This is a genomic window from Streptomyces flaveolus, assembly GCF_044765825.1.
Lineage (GTDB): Bacteria > Actinomycetota > Actinomycetes > Streptomycetales > Streptomycetaceae > Streptomyces > Streptomyces flaveolus.
In genome coordinates, this window is sequence record NZ_JBIWKU010000004.1 from 59857 (window position 1) to 78034 (window position 18178).

An 18178-nucleotide genomic window follows, 5' to 3' on the forward strand; every position below is an offset into this window, starting at 1 on the left:
CCCCTTGGAGGTGACCGATGACCGAGGACCTCACCGTGGACCACCTGGTGCCCGCCGGCATCGCACTGGCCGCCGGTCTGCTGGGGGCGTTCCTGCTGCGCATGCTGCTGCGCTGGCTGGGACGGCACGCCGAGCGCACCCGGTGGGGCGGCGACGACGTGATGGTGGACGCGCTGCGCACGGTGGTGCCGTGGGCGGCGGTCTCGGGCGGCGTGGCGGGCGCGGCGGCGGCGCTGCCGCTGACCCGGACCGTGCAGCACAACGTCAACCAGGTGCTGACGGTCCTGCTGATCTTCGTGGTGACGGTGTCGGCGGCCCGCGTGATCGCCGGGCTGGTCCGGACGGTGACGACGTCCCGTTCCGGGGTGGCCGGGTCGGCGACGATCTTCGTCAACATCACCCGGGTGCTGGTGCTGGCGATCGGCTTCCTGGTGGTGCTGCAGACGCTGGGCATCTCCATCGCGCCGATGCTCACCGCCCTGGGCGTGGGCGGTCTGGCCGTCGCCCTGGCCTTGCAGGACACGCTGGCCAACCTGTTCGCGGGCATCCACATCCTCGCCTCGAAGACCGTGCAGCCGGGCGACTACATCAGGCTCAGCAGCGGCGAGGAGGGCTACGTCGAGGACATCAACTGGCGGCAGACCACCGTCCGCGCGCTCTCCAACAACCTGGTGGTGATCCCCAACGGGCAGCTCGCCAAGACGAACATGACCAACTTCATGCGCCCCGAACAGCAGCTGACCATCCTGGTGCAGGCGGGCGTCGCCTACGACAGTGATCTGGAGCACGTGGAGCGGGTCACGATCGAGGTCGTCGCCGAGGTGATGACGGAGATCACCGGGGCGGTGCCGGAGCACGAGCCCGCCGTGCGCTTCCACACCTTCGGCGACTCGCGGATCGGTTTCACCGTGATCCTGGGCGTCGGCGAGTTCAGCGACCAGTACCGGATCAAGCACGAGTTCATCAAGCGCCTGCACCGGCGTTACCGCGAGGAGGGCATCCGCATTCCGGCGCCCGCCCGCACGGTCGCGCTCCAGCAGGGCACCGTGGTGATCCCGCAGCAGCGGACGGGCGAGGACACCGTGCCCTCCGCCTGATCGATCACCCCCTCGGCCGGGGCCGCGCGGCCGGATGGCCGGAATCTCCGCGCGACCCCTGTCGAGCCGAGGTCGAGCACGAGATATCTTGATGTCGAGCAATGTTGCAGACGTGGAGCGGAGCACCCGGTGACTGACTCGACCATCATCTACACACACACTGACGAGGCCCCGGCCCTGGCGACGTATTCCTTCCTGCCGGTGATCCGGGCGTACGCCTCGCAGGCGGGTGTCTCCGTGGAGACCCGGGACATCTCGCTGGCCGGACGGATCATCGCCCTGTTCCCGGAGTACCTCACCGAGGACCAGCGCATCCCGGACGCCCTCGCCGAGCTCGGCGAGCTGGCCAAGACGCCCGCGGCCAACATCATCAAGCTGCCGAACATCTCGGCGTCCATCCCGCAGCTCAAGGCCGCCATCGCCGAGCTGCAGGGCCAGGGCTACGCGCTGCCGGCCTACCCCGACGACCCGAAGACCGACGAGGAGCGCGACATCCGCGCCCGCTACGACAAGGTCAAGGGCTCCGCGGTCAACCCGGTCCTGCGCGAGGGCAACTCCGACCGCCGCGCCCCGGCCTCGGTGAAGAACTACGCCAAGACCCACCCGCACCGCATGGGCGCCTGGACCCCCGAGTCCAGGACGAACGTCGCGACCATGGGCGAGAACGACTTCCGCTCCACCGAGAAGTCCGTGGTGATCGCCGAGGACGGCACGCTGCGGATCGAGCTGGTCGGCGACGACGGCACCACCACGGTGCTGCGCGAGTCCGTGCCGGTGAAGAAGGACGAGGTCGTCGACGCCTCGGTGCTGCGCGTCGCCGCGCTGCGCGAGTTCCTGACCGCGCAGGTCGCCCGCGCCAAGTCCGAGGGCATCCTGTACTCGGTGCACCTGAAGGCCACGATGATGAAGGTCTCCGACCCGATCATCTTCGGCCACGTGGTACGCGCCTTCTTCCCGAAGACGTTCGCGCAGTACGGCGACGTGCTCGCCAAGGCCGGCCTCACCCCGAACGACGGCCTGGGCGGCATCTACAAGGGCCTGGAGGCCCTGCCCGAGGGCGCCGAGATCAAGGCCTCCTTCGACGCCGAGCTCGCCGAGGGCCCGGAGCTGGCGATGGTCGACTCCGACAAGGGCATCACCAACCTGCACGTGCCCTCCGACGTCATCATCGACGCCTCGATGCCGGCCATGATCCGCACCTCCGGCCACATGTGGGGCGCGGACGGCCAGGAGCACGACGCCCTCGCCGTCATCCCGGACTCCTCCTACGCCGGCGTGTACCAGGCCGTCATCGAGGACTGCCGCGCCAACGGCGCCTTCGACCCGTCGACGATGGGCTCCGTCCCGAACGTCGGCCTCATGGCGCAGAAGGCCGAGGAGTACGGCAGCCACGACAAGACCTTCGAGATCCCCACCACGGGCACGGTCCGCCTGGTCGACGCCGACGGCAACGCCGTCCTGGAGCAGACGGTCTCCGCCGGCGACATCTTCCGCGCCTGCCAGACCAAGGACGCCCCGATCCGCGACTGGGTGAAGCTGGCCGTCACCCGCGCCCGCGCCACCGGCGACCCGGCCGTCTTCTGGCTGGACGAGGGCCGCGCCCACGACGCCAACCTGATCGCCAAGGTCAAGGCGTACCTGACGGAGCACGACACCGAGGGCCTGGACATCCGGATCCTCAACCCGGTCGAGGCGACCAAGCTGTCGGTGGAGCGCATCCGCCGCGGTGAGAACACCATCTCCGTCACCGGCAACGTGCTGCGCGACTACCTGACCGACCTGTTCCCGATCCTGGAGCTGGGCACCAGCGCCAAGATGCTGTCGGTCGTCCCGCTGATGGCGGGCGGCGGCCTGTTCGAGACGGGCGCCGGCGGCTCCGCGCCGAAGCACGTCCAGCAGCTGGTCAAGGAGAACTACCTGCGCTGGGACTCCCTGGGCGAGTTCTTCGCCCTGGTGCCGTCCCTGGAGCAGTACGCGGCAGCCACCGGCAACGGCAGCGCCAAGGTCCTCGCCGACACCCTCGACCGCGCCACGGCGACCTTCCTCAACGAGGACAAGTCCCCGACCCGTCGCGTCGGCGGCATCGACAACCGCGGCAGCCACTTCTACCTGTCCCTGTACTGGGCGCAGGAGCTGGCCCGGCAGACCGACGACGCGGACCTGGCCAAGGCCTTCGCCCCGCTCGCCGAGACGCTCGCCGCCAACGAGCAGAAGATCGTGGACGAGCTGAACGCCGTGCAGGGCAAGCCGGCCGAGATCGGCGGCTACTACCAGCCCGACCCGGCCAAGGCCGCCGCGGTCATGCGCCCGTCGGCCACCTGGAACGAGGCGCTGGCGTCCCTCGCCTGATCCTCGCCGGCCCCCGAGGGCTCCCGGGCACCCCGTCTCCGTCCGTCGGAGGCGGGGTGCCCGTCTCTTCGACGCCGCCTGCCGCGTCCCTGCGACCACCCTTCCGGAGCAGCCCCATGACCGACGCCCCGCAGACCTTCGAGCTGCTGCCCGGCGCAGCGCACTCCCCCGTGATCCTGCACGTGCCGCACTCCTCGCGGGAGATACCGGCCGCCGTGCGCCCCGGCATCGTCCTCGACGACGCGGCACTGGAGCGGGAGCTCGACCACATCACCGACTCGCACACGGCCGAGATCGCCGAGGCGGCGGCCGGACTGGCCGGCGTCACGCCCTGGCGGTTCGTGAACCGGGCGTCGCGGCTGGTGGTCGACCCGGAGCGGTTCCCGGACGACCGCGAGGAGATGACGGCCGTCGGGATGGGCGCCGTGTACACGCGGACCACGCACCGCGAGGTGCTGCGGGCCGACGGCACCGACCCGGAGCCGCTGCTCGAACGGTACTTCCGGCCGTACGCGCGGGCGATGACCGAGGCGGTCGCCGCCCGGCTCGCCGCCACCGGACGGGCCGTGATCGTCGACGTCCACTCCTACCCCACCGAGCCGCTGCCCTACGAGCTGCACGGCGAGGGCCCGCGCCCGCCCGTCTGCCTGGGCACCGACGGCTTCCACACGCCGCCCGAGCTGCTCGCCGCCGCCCGTGAGGCGTTCGCGGCGTGCGGGGAGACCGGGCTCGACAGCCCCTTCAGCGGGACGTACGTGCCGCTGGACTTCTACGGGCAGCGGGGCGAGGTCGGCGCCCTGATGGTGGAGATCCGCCGGGACACCTACATGACCGAGCCGGGCGGCCCGGCCGGGCCCGGTCTGTCCCGCCTCGCGGCATCGCTGGCGGCGCTCGTCGACGCCGTATCGGACTGATCGCGCGGCCGTCCGGTCACGTCAGGCGCGCAGCCACTGAGTGACGACCACCTCGCCGCCGGTCCGCAGTCGCAGGGCGAACGGGCCGGTGGGCGGGGCGTCGCCGGTGAAGCGGCCCATGTCGTCGGCCGTCAGCCGGGCATGGGCCAGCGGGCCGGTGAGCACCTCGATCCGGGCCGGGCCCGGCGGAAGCACCTGTCCGAACAGTCCGTCGGAGGTCACCTCCACGTCGACGGTCACGTCGTCCGCGCGGAAGGTCAGCATCCGCGGCGGGTCCGACTCCCCCCGCACCGGCATGGCGTCGGTCAGCGAGTCGAAGGTCAGCTCGGCGACGCGTGCCTCCAGGTCGTGCAGCGCGTAGGCGTCGACGGCGAGCCGCCGCAGCTCGGCCGGTACCGGGTCCAGGATCGCGGCGGCCTGCCGCAGCTCCTCCTCCAGCAGCCCGGTGGCCAACTCCCCGTCGGTGAACGTCCCGTCGGGCGGTCCGTCCTCGGCGTCGTCGTCGTAGCCGTCGTATCCGTCGTGCAGGTCGCTCATGGCGTGGTCCCCCGTGCCTCCAGCCGGGCCCGCAGCCGGCGCAGACAGCGCTGGCGCATCGGCCCGATGCTGCCCACCGCGATTCCCAGCGCGGCGGACACCTCCTGATAACTGGGCGGTGGCGAGGAGATCAGCACCCTCAGCAACTGGCGGCAGCGTTCCCCCAGTTCCTCGAACTCCTGCCACAGCCGCCGCACGCGCTCGGTCTGCGCGGCGGCCTCCTCGGAGTCGAGCACCGACTCCTCCGGCGTACGGTCCTCGCTCGGCCGGTCCAGCAGCTGCGGATCGTCGGTCGGCGTCCAGCGCTTCGACGCCTTGAGCAGCTTCAGACACTCGTGGCGTGCCGTGCTCGCCAGCCACGAGCCGGTCTTCTCCGGTTCGCGGATCCGCCCCAGGTGCTGGGCGAACCTGAACCAGGCGGTCTGGTACACCTCGTGCGCGTCGGCGTCGGACAGGCCGTGTGCCCGTACGACCGACCACACCAGCGGGCCCAGCCCGTCCACCAGTGACTTCCAGGCCGCCGCGTCCCCGTCGGCGGCCGACCGGACGAGCGCACCGACATCTGCACGGTCCACGGCCCCACCCCTCGTGTACGACTCGTCATCGTACGCCGCGCAGGGGGCGGGTCCGCCCGGCATGACGCCGCTCACGCCCGAGCGGCCGGCGGTTCGACGGAGGCCGGACGCCAGGTGGGCGGCAGCAGCGCCGGTACGTGCGCGCCGCGGACCTCGGCGAACTCGCCGTTCTCCGCGAGGAGTTGCCTGCGGGCCGCGCGGGGGTCGGTCTCCTTGTGCGCCGTCATGTGGGAGGCGACCAGGCCGGCTGCCACCGGGGTCGCGAAGGAGGTACCGCTCCACTGTGCGTGCCCTTCGAACATCACCTGGTCCGGCTCGGCGGGCGCCTCGCCCGGCTCGCTGAGCACCCCGTTGTGCCGGGGGTACTGGCAGGTGCAGGCGTAGCCGAAGCCGAACCGGCAGGCGTCGTAGGTGGAGTGCTGGTAGACGTACGGCACGGGCGCCTCGAAGCCGGTGAGGGCGCTGGTGAGGCGCTCGCCGGGGGCGTAGGCCTTGACCCAGCCGCCATGGTTGCTGAAGCAGGCGCCGAACTCGCCGTCGGCGCGCAGCGCGCCCACCGACAGGACGGCGTGCTCCCAGCCGGGCAGGTCGGCGTAGGCGGCCGGCCAGAAAGGGGTGGCGCTGGCGTTGTTGCCGGCGGCGGCGACCAGCAGGGTGCGCTGTGCGCGCAGTTCCTCCATGAAGGCCTGGAGGCCGAGCAGGCCGTCGGTGCGGCCGTTGGAGGTGCCGGCGGAGAGACTGAGGATGTCGGGCCAGCCGCCCCGGTCGACGGCCTCGAAGAGCTTCTCGCCGAACTCGGACTCCAGGACGGCACCGGCGTCGTTGAGGGTGCCGCGCACGGTCACGTCGGTGTTGGGGGCGACGGCGGCGAGGAGCCCTGCGATGAACGTGCCGTGGCCGACGTACTGCTGGAGGACGCCGTCGTCGTCGCACTCCCGGATCTGGGCGTCGCCGTCGGTGTGGACCAGCAGCGGGGAGGAGCGGTAGTCGTGCATGAGCCCGGTGTCGACGACGAGGACGCCGACGGCGGTGCCCGCGTCGTACGCCGTCGCGGCCGGCGCCGGGTTCGGCGGCTCGCCGGCCGGGGCGGGCACGGGTTCGTCGCCGGGGCAGGCGTTGACGGCGATCGAGACGACGTGGTTGCGGCTGATCAGGCGGCGGCCCGCGCGGCCCTCCACCGTTCTGAGGGAGCGCAGTGCGCCCGCCACGGTGAGGTCGCCGCCCGGACCGCCCTCGCCGGGGTCGCCGACCTGGATGCGGGTGATGCCCGTGCGGTTGGTCTCGGGGCTCGCGCGGCGGACGTGGTCCGGGGTCAGCCCGGCGAACGTGGTGAAGTGCTCGCGCACGGTGTCCTCGACCAGGCGGGCCTCCTCGCCGTCGCGGGCGAGGACGACGCCCTTCTCGTAGAAGAACTCGGCGGAGTCGTCCGGGCCCATCGCCAGCGGGACGCCGGGCATCGAGCGCTGGATCTGGTCGAACTGCTCGCGGAAACGCTGTGGTGCCATGCGGGTCCTCCACTGAGGCGGCTGTCGTGGCGACGGTCGCCGGCGCTCGTTCGCGGTGTCGGCGGTCGTCAATCAGAGTCCGGGGGTGGCTGATTGATACAGACTCGAACCTGTGGGACGTGGTTGCGGACCACTACCATCCCTGGGGTGACAGCGGGAAACGACTCGGTTCTCCAACTGCTGCCGATGGTGTTCGCCGCCCCCGACGAGGCCGTGGAGCGGGCGGGAGAGGTGCTCGACTCCGATCCGTCGCCGCTGCACGCCTCGGTCGCCCACCAGGTGATCGGCATCTGGCAGCGGGACTTCGGCGACATGCGGCGGGCGCTCGCCCATCTGCGGCGCGCCCGCGACCTCGCGGCCCGGGCGGACTCGGCCGAGCGGGAGGCGGATGTGCTGGCCACGCTCGGGGTGGCGCTGGTGCACGCCGGCCGCACCCGGGACGGCCTGGCGGCGTTCGAGCGGGGCGTGGCGCGCGGCACCGGGCACACCAGGGCGCGGGTGCTGTTCCGGCGGGCCTACGTGTGGTGGGTGCTGGGCCGGCACGGCGAGGCGCTGGAGGACGTGCGGCGGGCGATCCCGGTGCTGCGGCAGGCGGACGACGTGATCTGGACGGCGCGGGCGCTGACGCTGCGGGCCACCGTGCATCTGGCGCTGGGCGCGGTGGAGCGGGCGGAGGCGGACTTCGCGGCGGCGGATGCGCTGTGGGACACGACCGGCCAGGAGCACGACAAGGCCGACGCGGTGGAGAGCCGGGGTCTCGCGGCGTTCCGGTCCGGTGACGTGCCGGCGGCGCTGCGGCTGCTGGACGAGGCGGAGGAGCGGTACGCCAAGCTGGGCACGCCGACGTTCATGCTGACCATCCGGCGCTGCGAGGTGCTGCTGGCGGCGGGGCTGGCGCGGGAGGCGCTGGCCGAGGCGGACGCGGCGATCGCCGCGCTGGACGGCATCGGCGGGCAGTCCACGCGCAAGGCGGAGCTGTTGCTGGTGGCCGCGCGGGCGGCCCGGCTGGCGGACGACGCGCAGACCGCGATCGCCCGCGCGGCCGTCGCGGTACGGCTGTTCGCCGCGCAGCGGCGCACCTGGTACGAGACGCACGCCCGGCTGGTGCTGATCGAGGCGCGGGTCACGGAGGGGCGCGCATCGGGCCGGCTGGTCGCGGACGCGGCGGAGGTGGCGGAACGGCTGGCCGCGTTCGGGGCGCCGGCCGCGCCGGAGGCGTCGCTGCTGGCGGGCCGGATCGCTCTGGACCTGGGCTGGACGGCCGACGCGGAACGGCATCTGGCGGTCGCCGCGCGCAGCCGCCGCAGCGGGCCGCCGCTGGCGCGGATGACGGGCTGGGCGGCGCAGGCGCTGCGGGCCCGGGCGGCCGGGTCGGCGCGGGGGGTGCTGGAGGCCTGCCGGCGGGGACTGGACGTGCTGGACGACCACCGGATGACGCTGGGCGCCTCGGAGCTGCGGGCCCGGGCCACCGCGCAGGGCGCGGAACTGGCGGCGATGGCGCAGCGGGCGAGCCTGGTCTCGGGCGGGCCGCGGCGGCTGCTGGTGTGGAGCGAGCGGTGGCGGGCGACGGTGCTGTCGGCGCCGCCGGCCCGGCCACCGGCCGACCCGGCGCTGCTGAGCGGTATGACGGCGTTCCGGGAGATCGCCGCCCGCGCGGAGGAGGCCCGGCTGGACGGCGGCCGGCCCGTCCCCGTGCTGGAGCGCGAACAGCGGCGCCTGGAACGGGAGATCCGCTCCCGCACCCTGCACATGCGGGGCGAGGCGTCCGGGGACGGGGACCGGTTCGACGTGGACCGGCTGCTGCGGCGGATCGGTGCCGGCGTACGGCTGGTGGAGCTGGCCGTGCTCGACGGGCGGGTGCACGTGCTGCTGTGCGGGCAGGGCCGGGTCCGGCGGTTCGAGGCGGGACTGCTGGCCGAGGCGGAACGGGAGGCCGAGCACGTGCAGGCGGGGCTGCGACGGCTGGCCCACCCGGGGGCGGAGGCGCGGCTGCCGGTGGTGGAGGCCGCGGGGGTGCGTCTGCAGGAGCTGCTGCTCGGTCCGGCGGCGGCGCATCTGGGCACCGGTCCGGTCGTGATCGTGCCGCCGGCGCGGCTGCACCGGGTGCCGTGGGCGCTGCTTCCCGCGCTGCGGGAGCGGGTGCTGAGCGTGTCGCCGTCGGCGAGCAGCTGGCTGCGCGCCCATGAGACGACACCGCCGCCCGGCGGCCGCCGGGTCCTGGTACGCGGCCCGGGGCTGGCGACCGGAGGTGCGGAGGTGACGGAACTCGCCGATCGCACCCTGGCCTCGGCACCCGACGGCCGGTTCGAGGCGCCGGATGCGCTCCGGGAGCGCGGGGGGCGAGACGCGGGGGTCGTCCGGCACGGGCCCGTGGCCGCGCCGTCGGGCGAGGAGCCGCAGGCACCGCCGGCCGCCGGGCCGGGCGACGCGCGCGGTGGCGGGACAGAGGCGCGGGCCGGGGAGCGGTACGGGGCTCCGGTCCTGCTGGAGGGGGACGAGGCGCGGGTGCCTCGGGTGCTGCGGGAGTTGGACGGGGCCGCGCTGGCGCACATCGCCGCGCACGGCACGTTCCGTGCGGACAGCCCGCTGTTCTCGTCGCTGCGGATGGCCGACGGCCCGCTCATCGTGCACGACTTGGAGCGGCTGGACCGCAGCCCCTACCGGATCATCCTGTCCTGCTGCGACACCGCCCGGTTCGCGTCCGTCGGCGCGGACGAGCTGCTCGGGCTGGTGACCGCGCTGCTGCCGCTGGGCACGGCCGGGGTGGTGGCGTGCAGCGCGCCGGTCAACGACGCCGCGGTGGTGCCGCTGATGCTCGCGCTGCACAAGGGGCTGGACGCCGGGCTGTCCCTGGCGGAGGCGCTGCGCGACGCGCGGGCCGCGCTGCCGGGCGACGCGGTGCACCAGGCCACGGGGTGGGCCTTCTCGGCGTTCGGAGCTGCCTGACGGCGGATCAGGCCGACTGGGCCGCGGGCAGGTCGACCAGCCAGGGCAGGGCGCCTCGGTCGCCGGCGCCGAGCCGGGTGTAGGCGCTGTAGAGGTGGTTGCCGACGGTGCGGACGGAGAGGGTGAGTCTTTCGGCGATCTGGCGGTTGCTCAGCCCCGCTGCGGCGAGCGTGACGATCTGCCGTTGCCGGGCCGTGAGTTCGCCGAGCACCAGTCCGGACAGGGCCGGGGTGCGGGCGCCCTCGCAGCGCCGGGCGAGGGCGACGGCGCGGGTGCGGGCGGTGCGGGCGGCCCGCGGGTCGCGGTGGGCGCGTACCGCCTGGGCGTGCGCCTCGGCCGCGAAGAGCAGGAAGCCGCGCCGCTCCAGTTCCTCGGCCACCCGGTCCAGTCGGGGCCCGTCACCGCGGGCGAGGGCGTCGGCGTGGGCGGCGAAGACGCCGGTCAGCCGGCCGGCCGCGCGCTCGGGGGCGCCGAGCCGGACGGCGTCGTAGGGATCGCCGCCGGAGGCCGCCCGGACGGCCCCGTCGAGGTCGCCGCGCACGGCGGCCGTCCACGCGGCAGCGCCGCCGCCCGGCGCGGGACCGGCGGGACGGTCGTCGTCCCCGTCACCCCGCGCGGTCGGCACCTCGCCCGACTGGGCGGCGGCCAGGGCGAGTTCGGTCAGGCACCCGGGGTCGTCGACGTCCTGCCGCAGGCCTTCGCGGGCCCACGCCGCCGCCTCCCGCAGCCGGCCGCGCAGCCGGGCCAGCCGGGCGCGGACGGCCGCGTCCCCGGCCGGAACCGGCGCCCCCTCCACCACCAGCCACTCCCCCACGGGCGCGGGAAAGGCCCGTACGTCGTCCCGCTCGATCCGCCGGTGCAGGGCTTCCGTCTCCGCCGTCAGGGCGGGCCCGCACCGGTCCGGGGTGCGGGCCAGCCGCCGGGCCCGCAGCCGGCCGGCCGCGGCGCGCAGGACGGGTCCGTGCAGCGGGTGGGCGAGGCGGGCGGCGCCGTCGTCGTCGACGCGGACCAGGCCCTCGGCCTCCAGGCACTCCAGGGTCCGCAGGTCGAGGGTGTCCGGGTCGAGGAGCAGGGGTTCGGCGAAGGCGAGGCGGTCGAGCGTCTCGCGTTCCTCGGGACGGGCGCGGTCGAGGAGGTGGGCGGCACGTTCGCGCACGGCCGGGGTGAGGGGGAGCGGGCCGCGCCAGGCCCGTTCGTCCGTGCCCGGGACCGGGGTGAGCAGCCCTCGTTCCCGTACGGCGGTGAGCAGTTCGCGCAGCAGCCGCAGGTCCCCGCGGCTCAGGCGGTGCAGCCGGTCCACGGTCAGCGGTTCCAGGGTGGTGCCCGCGCCCGCCGTGAGCAGGTCCGCGGTCTCCTCGCGGGGCAGCGGCTCCAGGGTGAGCCGGGGCAGCAGCTCGCCGGTCCACAGCCGGGAGACCGCGCCCGGCACCGGGGCGCCCTCGGTGGCGACGACCAGGAGCCGGGTGCGGCCGTGCACGGCGAGCTGGTGCACGAGGGCGGCGGAGGCGTCGTCGAGCAGGTGGGCGTCGTCGACCAGCAGCAGGCGCACGCCCGACAGGAGGTGCACGGCGCGGTGCAGGGTGACGGCCTCGGGCAGCAGGTGGGCGAAGGCGGCGAAAGGGATGCCGCGGGTCTCCGGCGTTCCGGCCGCGCGGGCACAGTCCGTGCCGCGGACGGCCTCCGTCACGAGCCGGGTCTTGCCGCAGCCCGCCGCTCCCGTCACCACGATGCCGCCCCGCCCGGCGGACAGGGTCCGGCGCACCAGCTCCAGTTCGTCGGCGCGGCCGGTGAACGGCCAGGGCAGCTCCAGCGTCTTCGCGTCCCGCGCGGACGTCGTCACAGTCGTCACGGAAACAGGAGTCCGCCTACTCATTCCTGATACAGGGCGACTTGAGTAGCCCTCGACTCAGGTGCCCGGGCGGGCCGGACGGCAGGCTGTGGGCCATGACCGCACGCTACTGCTCGCTCGCGCAGCAGCCCGCCCCCGCGTATCCGCCGGGGCTGGCCGCCGAGCGGCACGCCGCGCTCGCCGGCGGGCAGCGGATGTGGGTCAACGGCACGGTGCTGCACTACTGCTTCCTCGGCGGCGACACCGACACCTCGGTCGTCCCCCTGCGGGGCACGGGCCGGCCGCGACGGGGGGCGTGGGCCGGTACGGAGGAGCAGCGGGCCGTGGTGCGCGACTGCTTCCAGGAGTGGCAGGACCTCGGGCTCGGGCTCGTCCTGACCGAGGTCGGCGACCGCTCGGAGGCGGAACTGCGCATCGGCTTCCGCCCCGGCGACGGCTCCTGGTCGGCGGTGGGCCGCGACGCGCTGCGGGCCGGCCTGAACGACCGCACCATGAACTTCGGCTGGGACCTGACCGCGCCCGGGGAACGCGCGACGGCCCTGCACCAGATCGGGCACGCGCTCGGCATGCTGCACGAGCACCAGAGCCCGTACGCGGGCATCCTCTGGGACGACGAGGCCGTCTACGCCGAGCTGGCGGGGCCGCCGAACCACTGGAGCCGGGAGCGGACGTTCCACAACATCCTGCGCAAGCTGGACATGGACGAGGTCAACGGTCCGGTCTGGGACCCGCAGTCGATCATGGAGTACCCCTTTCCGTCGGGACTGATACTGGAGCCGGAGCACTACCGTGCGGGCCTGCACCCGCCCGGCACCCTCTCCGCCGCCGACAAGGAGTTCGCGCTGCGCTGGTACCCGCCCGCCGGCCGGCCGGGACCGCTGGTGCCGTTCCGTTCGGTGCCGCTCGGCCTCGGACCGTGCGAACAGGCCGACTTCCGTCTCGATCCGCCGGAGACCCGGGAGTACACCGTCGGCACGTTCGGCGACAGCGACGCCGTCGTCGTGGTCTTCGAGGAGCGCGGCGGGGAGCCCCGCTTCCTCGCCGGCCACGACGACGGGGGAACGCCCCGCAACGCCACGATCAGGGCCCGTCTCGTCAAGGGCCGCCGCTATGTCGTCCGGGTGCGCCTGTACTCCTCGTGGGGTGCGGGCGAGACGGCGGTCATGTGCTGGTGACCGCACGGCTCCACCGCACCCCGTCCACGACCGCCCACAGTCCGGCGCCGGGGGACGGCCGGGGACGTCGCCTTCGGGGGACAGTGTCGCCAGGACACTGACTGAGGTGACGTCCCCGGCCCACCGGGCCCGCTGCTTCGGGGGAGGCAGCGGGCCCGGTCATCTTCGGCGGCCGGGCCGCGGTTCAGCGATGGCGGCGCCGGGCGCCGTGAAGACGTACGTGGTCATTCTGAGTGACGGGGCCCGCCTGAAGATCAAGGCGAGGCGATGGGCGCGGGAGGCCGGAGAGGAGGTGGTGACCTTCTTCGGCAGTGACAACAAGCCCAGCGCGGTCTTCAGCCTGCGGGGCATCGTCGGCGTGATCGGCCCGAAGGCTCTGGACGAGTCGTAGGCCGGCCGTTGCCCGTGCCGCGTCCGCCGCGCGACGGGGCGGCGGACACGGCCACTGCCGTACGGCGCGCGCTCAGCGCGCCACGAGTCCCGGCTCGGCGACCGTCTTGCGCACGCCCGTGACCGGGTCGGGGCGGTGCACGATCAGGGTGATGGCCAGGAACCTCACGACGCCGCCCGTTCGTCGGCGTGCGCCGTGCCGGGGTGGGTCAGGCCGAGGTGGTCGCGCAGGGTGGTGCCCTCGTAGTCGGTGCGGAAGACGCCCTGTTCCTGGAGCAGCGGGACGACCTTGTCCGCGAACTCGTCCAGGCCCGCCGGGGTGATGTGGGGGACGAGGATGAAGCCGTCGGCGGCGTCGGCCTGCACGAAGTCGTTGACGGTGCGGGCCACGGTGGCCGGGGAGCCGACGAAGGTCTGGCGGTTGCCGGTGTGGATGACGAGGTCGCGGATGGACCAGCCGTTGGCCGCCGCCAGTTCGCGCCACTCACGGGCGGTGGCCAGCGGGTCGCGGTACATCCGCACCTGGGCCCGGCCGCGCGCGATGTGTTCCCCGGTCACGTCGGGGTCGATGTCGGGCAGCGGGCCTTCCGGGTCGTAGGCGGACAGGTCCCGGTTCCAGACGAACTCCAGGTGCTTGAGGGCGGTGGCCCCGCTGACCTGCTGCCGGCGGACCTCACGCGCCCGCTCCTCGGCCTCGTCGTCGGTGTCGCCGAGGACGAAGGTCGCGGCGGGGAGGATCAGCAGGTCGTCGGGGCGGCGGCCGTACTTGGCGAGGCGGCTCTTGACGTCCCGGTGGAACGCCCGGCCCTCGTCGAGGGTGGCGTACCGGCTGAAGATGGCGTCCGCGTCGGCGGCGGCGAACTCGCGGCCCTCCTCGGAGTCCCCGGCCTGGAAGATCACCGGGCGGCCCTGCGGGGAACGCGGGACGTCGAAGCGGCCGTGGATGTCGAAGTGCTGTCCCCGGTGGACGAACGCACCGGCCTTGGCGTCGCGGAGGAAGATGCCGGTGGCCGGGTCGGCGACGATCTCGTCGCCGCGCCAGGAGTCGAAGAGTTCGTTCGCCGTGGCCAGGAACTCGCGGGCGCGCGAGTAGCGCTCCTCCTGCGGCAGGAAGCCGCCGCGGCGGAAGTTCTCGCCGGTGAACGCGTCCCAGGAGGTGACGACGTTCCAGGCGGAGCGTCCCCCGGAGAGGTGGTCCAGGCTCGCGAACTGCCGGGCCACCTCGTAGGGCTCGTTGAAGGTGGAGTTGATGGTGCCGGTCAGGCCGAGCCGGTCGGTGACGGCGGCGAGCGCGGCGAGGATCGTGAAGGTGTCGGGGCGGCCGACGACGTCCAGGTCGTAGATCTGCCCGCCCTGTTCGCGCAGGCGCAGGCCCTCGGCGAGGAACAGGAAGTCGAACTTGGCCCGTTCGGCGGTCCGCGCGAAGTGCGCGAAGGAGCTGAACTCGATGTGGCTGCCGGCCCGGGGGTCGCTCCACACGGTGGTGTTGTTGACCCCGGGGAAGTGCGCGGCCAGGTGGATCTGCTTCAGCGGCTTGGTCATGGTGGTGGTGTCCTCCCGGCTCAGGCGGTCGCGGTGGCGGTGGCGGCGTAGCGGTTGGCGGGGCGGGCGAGGCCGAGCAGTCCGCGCAGGGTGTCCGCCTCGTAGGCGTCGCGGAAGAGTCCGCGGCGCCGCAGCTCGGGGACCAGGCCGCGGGTGATCGCCGGCAGGTCGTGTCCGAGGACGGCGGGGCGCAGACGGAATCCCGTCAGTCCGGTCGACGCGAACTCCTCCAGCAGGTCCGCGAGTTGTGCGGGGGTGCCGGTGAAGACGCGGGCGTCGCTCGTGTACGGCGTCCCGGCGAGCTCGTCCAGGCGGTCCTTGCGGGCGGTGGCCTTCGCCTGGTCGTCGTCCAGGAAGACCACCAGGTCGGCGAAGACCTGCAGCGGCTCGGCGGCGCGGCCGGCCGTCTCCTGTTCGGCGCGGATCTCGGCGACGATCTCCCGCGCCTGGGCGCTGTCGTGCGGGGTGACGTAGCCGACGTCGGCCTGCCGGGCGACGAGCCGGTACGGCACGGTCCAGTGGGCGAGGGCGGTGACCAGCGGCTGGCCCTGCGGGGGCCGGGGGGTGATGGAGGGGCCCTTGACGCTGAAACGCGGGCCCCGGAAGTCGATGTAGTGCAGCTTGTCCCGGTCGATGAACCGTCCGGTGGCCACGTCCCGGATCTCCGCGTCGTCCTCCCAGCTGTCCCACAGCCGGCGGACCACCTCGACGTGGTCGGCGGCCTCGTCGAACAGCTCGGTCACCAGCTCGCGCGCGGCCGGGCTCTCGTAGCCGTCGATGCGCGGGGCGGTGCGGCGGCCGAAGTGGGCGGCCTCGTCGGGGCGGGCGGAGATCTTCACGCGCAGACCGGCGCGGCCGGTGCTGACGTAGTCGAGCGTGGCGATCGCCTTGGAGATGTGGAACGGCTCGGTGTGGGTGGCGATCACGGTCGGCACCAGCCCGATGTGCCGGGTCAGGGGCGCCACGCGGGAGGCGATCAGGACGGCGTCGAGCCGGCCGCGGACCTGGTCGGTGCGCTCGTCCGGGCCGAGGAGGCGGGAGGACTGCGGGCCGAGGCCGTCCTCGATGGTCACGAAGTCGAGCAGGCCGCGCTCGGCCTCGGCGACGAGGCCGGCCCAGTAGGCGGCGGTGAACAGCTCCGAGGGGCGGGCCACCGGCTCGCGCCAGGAGGCGGGGTGCCAGCCGGTGCCGTCCAGGGCGACGGCGAGGTGCAGGGGAGAGGGAGGAGTGGTGGACACGGGTGTGCCTTCCTGGTCGTCCGGAGAGGAACGTGGGCCTCGGCGCGGGGGCCGGGTCGGGGCCGGGAGCGGAGGCGGACGGAGCGGGCGGCGCCCGCCGCGTCCGTCTCCGTCCGCCGGGTGGGCCGTACGGGCGGCGCCGCCGTGCTCGCGCCGTCGGTCACCACGCCCCCGGCGCGGCGGCTGGGCCGGGCGTGCGCACGTCACGGAAGTCGGTGTGGCGGCGCAGGGTGAAGCCGATGGACTCGTACAGCCCGATGGCCCGGGTGTTGCTCGCGGCGGCGTGCAGGAACGGGGTGTCGCCGCGTTCGCGGATGCCCGCGGCGACGGCACGGACCAGGCGGGTGGCGAGGCCCCGGCCGCGGTGGTCCGGGTCGGTGCACACGGCGCTGATCTCGGTCCAGCCGGGCAGTCTGAGGCGTTCGCCGGCCAGGGCGACCAGCCGGCCCCGGTGCCGGATACCGAGGTAGGTGCCGAGGAGCACGGTGCGGGGCAGGAACGGGCCGGGCCGGGTGCGGGCGACCAGGTCCAGGATCTCGGGGACGTCGGCGGGCCCGAGCCGTACGGCCTCGGGGTCGGGTTCGGCGTGCAGGGCGGTGTCGACGAGCTGGACGCCGGGCACGCCGCCGGAGGTCCGCCAGCCCTCGGGGACGGTGGGCGCGCCGGGTACCGCCACCACCGTGTCCGGACCGACCAGGCGGTGCAGGTCGGCCCAGGCGGCCGGGTCGGCGGGGTCCTCGAGGGCGGCGAAGACGGCCACGTCCGAGGGGTAGCGGGCGGCCTTGCCGAGGCGTTCGGCGAAGGAGGCGTGCGGGCCGGTCAGGGCGGCCCAAGCGGCGTTGTCGAGAGGGTGCGGGGCGGGGGCGGCCGGGGCCGCGTCGGCGCGGAGGGCGGTCGGCTGGGTCACGGGTGCGGGATCCTTTCCTGCGGACTGCGGACTGCGGACTGCGGACTGAACCGACCGTGGGGACACGTCGGTGACGGAGCGTCAGGAGTTGTCGAGCGGCAGTCCGGGCGGGTTGACCTCGGAGGACTCGACGGCCTCGCTGGAGAGGTTCCAGGCGGACAGCCACTTCGCGTACTGGCCGTTCTCGATCAGGTGGTCGATGGCGTCCGCGATCGGCTCGGCGAGCCCGCTGTCCTTCTTGGTGGTGGCCGCGATCAGCCCTTGGAGGGAGGCGCCGGCTCCCGAGTACGTACCCGCGCTGCGCGTGGCGTTGGGGGACTTCGCCGTCTGGGTGATGTGGTAGGCGACGCCCGGGTTGGCGGCGAAGTAGGCGTCGATCTTCCCGCCGGTCAGCGCCAGGTAGGTGCTGCTCTTGCTGGCGTAGTGCTTGACGGTGAGCTGCTTGCCCTCCTGCTTCAGCTTCGCCTGCCACTCCAGGAGGATCTTCTCCTGGTTGGTGCCGTTGTCGACGGCCACGGTCCTGCCCGCGAGGTTGCGGTAGTCGCCGTCGAAGTTCCAGGTGCTCTTCTTCGGCACCTCGAAGCCGACGTCGTCCTTGCGGTAGGAGGCGAAGTCGTACTTGCGCTTGCGTTCCTCGGTGTCGGTGATGTTGGCGAAGGCGACGTCGGTGCGGCCGCTGTCGATGCCGACGAACATGTTCTCCCAGGTGGAGTTCTTCAGTTCGGGCTCCAGTCCGAGCACGGCGGCGACCAGCCGGGCCAGGTCGGGTTCGGCGCCGGTGAGGGACTTCTGGTCGTCGCCGACGTACGCCAGCGGCGGGAAGCCGTCGGGCAGGGCGCCGACGCCGATGACGAGTTTGCCGCTGCTGCGGACCGACTCGGGCAGGCGGGCGCTGATCGACTTCACTTCCGGGACCTTGAGCGTGGTCTCCTTCGCGGCGCCGTTGGACAGCCGGCCCACCGTCACCGTGCCCGCGGCGTCGGTCGTGGTGGCGGCGTCGCTGTCTCCGCCGCAGGCGGCGAGCCCGGTGGCGAGGGCGGTCGCGGCGGTCGCCGCCGTGATGCCGCGGAGCAGACCGCGTCGGGAGAGGGAGAGGTGGTGGCGCATGGCTGTCCTTGTCGCTGGGAGGGATGGGGAGATGGGGGCGGTGCGGG

The 18178-nt window shown here is 74.0% G+C and carries 13 protein-coding genes and 1 pseudogene; 6 read left to right on the plus strand and 8 right to left on the minus strand.

Annotated elements, in window-relative coordinates; all coding sequences use genetic code 11:
- The first annotated feature begins 17 nt into the window (after window positions 1-17).
- The 3 genes from ACIRG6_RS13515 (at window position 18) to ACIRG6_RS13525 (ending at window position 4360) form a co-directional block, all read left to right on the plus strand.
- Window positions 18-1097 carry a mechanosensitive ion channel family protein gene (locus tag ACIRG6_RS13515; protein WP_239764728.1) on the plus strand — a complete coding sequence of 360 codons (1080 nt, stop codon included), beginning with the start codon at window positions 18-20 and terminating at the stop codon, window positions 1095-1097.
- 129 nt (window positions 1098-1226) lie between these two features.
- Window positions 1227-3446 carry an NADP-dependent isocitrate dehydrogenase gene (locus ACIRG6_RS13520; protein ID WP_318215493.1) on the plus strand — a complete coding sequence of 740 codons (2220 nt, stop codon included), beginning with the start codon at window positions 1227-1229 and terminating at the stop codon, window positions 3444-3446.
- Between the two features lie 116 nt (window positions 3447-3562).
- Window positions 3563-4360, plus strand: a complete 798-nt coding sequence (locus tag ACIRG6_RS13525; protein WP_403322560.1) for an N-formylglutamate amidohydrolase — start codon at window positions 3563-3565, stop codon at window positions 4358-4360.
- A gap of 21 nt (window positions 4361-4381) precedes the next feature.
- On the opposite strand, the gene ACIRG6_RS13530 is transcribed toward ACIRG6_RS13525, so the two are convergent.
- The 3 genes from ACIRG6_RS13530 to ACIRG6_RS13540 all read right to left on the minus strand — a co-directional run bounded on the left by ACIRG6_RS13530 (window position 4382) and on the right by ACIRG6_RS13540 (window position 6977).
- Window positions 4382-4897 (minus strand): hypothetical protein, encoded by a 516-nt coding sequence (locus ACIRG6_RS13530; RefSeq protein WP_318215491.1) that lies wholly within the window; start codon window positions 4895-4897, stop codon window positions 4382-4384.
- Complete coding sequence (locus tag ACIRG6_RS13535) at window positions 4894-5472, minus strand: RNA polymerase sigma factor (RefSeq protein ID WP_225638991.1); 579 nt, start codon at window positions 5470-5472, stop codon at window positions 4894-4896. Before ACIRG6_RS13535 ends, ACIRG6_RS13530 begins: the two co-directional genes overlap by 4 nt.
- Window positions 5473-5543: 71 nt before the next feature.
- On the minus strand, window positions 5544-6977 hold the full coding sequence (locus tag ACIRG6_RS13540; RefSeq protein ID WP_364681360.1) for a S8/S53 family peptidase: 1434 nt from the start codon (window positions 6975-6977) through the stop codon (window positions 5544-5546).
- A 147-nt stretch (window positions 6978-7124) separates the two neighbouring features.
- Between ACIRG6_RS13540 and ACIRG6_RS13545 the strand changes: the two genes are divergently transcribed.
- Entirely contained in the window at window positions 7125-9923 is a 2799-nt protein-coding gene (locus tag ACIRG6_RS13545; protein WP_403322564.1) for a CHAT domain-containing protein, read from the plus strand.
- Window positions 9924-9930: 7 nt separating this feature from the next.
- On the opposite strand, the gene ACIRG6_RS13550 is transcribed toward ACIRG6_RS13545, so the two are convergent.
- Window positions 9931-11796, minus strand: coding sequence for a LuxR family transcriptional regulator AbsR2 (locus tag ACIRG6_RS13550; RefSeq protein WP_403322567.1), 1866 nt, complete (start codon window positions 11794-11796; stop codon window positions 9931-9933).
- Between the two features lie 71 nt (window positions 11797-11867).
- Between ACIRG6_RS13550 and absR1 the strand changes: the two genes are divergently transcribed.
- A complete protein-coding gene (absR1, locus tag ACIRG6_RS13555; RefSeq protein ID WP_364681351.1) occupies window positions 11868-12947 on the plus strand; it encodes a beta-glucuronidase AbsR1 in 1080 nt (359 codons plus the stop codon).
- Between the two features lie 220 nt (window positions 12948-13167).
- Complete coding sequence (locus tag ACIRG6_RS13560; RefSeq protein ID WP_403322569.1) at window positions 13168-13338, plus strand: hypothetical protein; 171 nt, start codon at window positions 13168-13170, stop codon at window positions 13336-13338.
- A 164-nt stretch (window positions 13339-13502) separates the two neighbouring features.
- On the opposite strand, the pseudogene ACIRG6_RS13565 reads toward ACIRG6_RS13560, so the two are convergent.
- The 4 genes and pseudogenes from ACIRG6_RS13565 to ACIRG6_RS13580 form a co-directional block, all read right to left on the minus strand.
- Window positions 13503-14879 (minus strand): annotated as a pseudogene (locus ACIRG6_RS13565) (NtaA/DmoA family FMN-dependent monooxygenase); the annotation flags it as partial.
- A 20-nt stretch (window positions 14880-14899) separates the two neighbouring features.
- Window positions 14900-16117 carry an LLM class flavin-dependent oxidoreductase gene (locus ACIRG6_RS13570; protein WP_403322571.1) on the minus strand — a complete coding sequence of 406 codons (1218 nt, stop codon included), beginning with the start codon at window positions 16115-16117 and terminating at the stop codon, window positions 14900-14902.
- Between the two features lie 160 nt (window positions 16118-16277).
- A complete protein-coding gene (locus ACIRG6_RS13575) occupies window positions 16278-17024 on the minus strand; it encodes a GNAT family N-acetyltransferase (RefSeq protein ID WP_350726357.1) in 747 nt (248 codons plus the stop codon).
- Window positions 17025-17105: 81 nt separating this feature from the next.
- A complete protein-coding gene (locus ACIRG6_RS13580; RefSeq protein WP_403322575.1) occupies window positions 17106-18131 on the minus strand; it encodes an ABC transporter substrate-binding protein in 1026 nt (341 codons plus the stop codon).
- Between the last annotated feature and the right edge of the window lie 47 nt (window positions 18132-18178).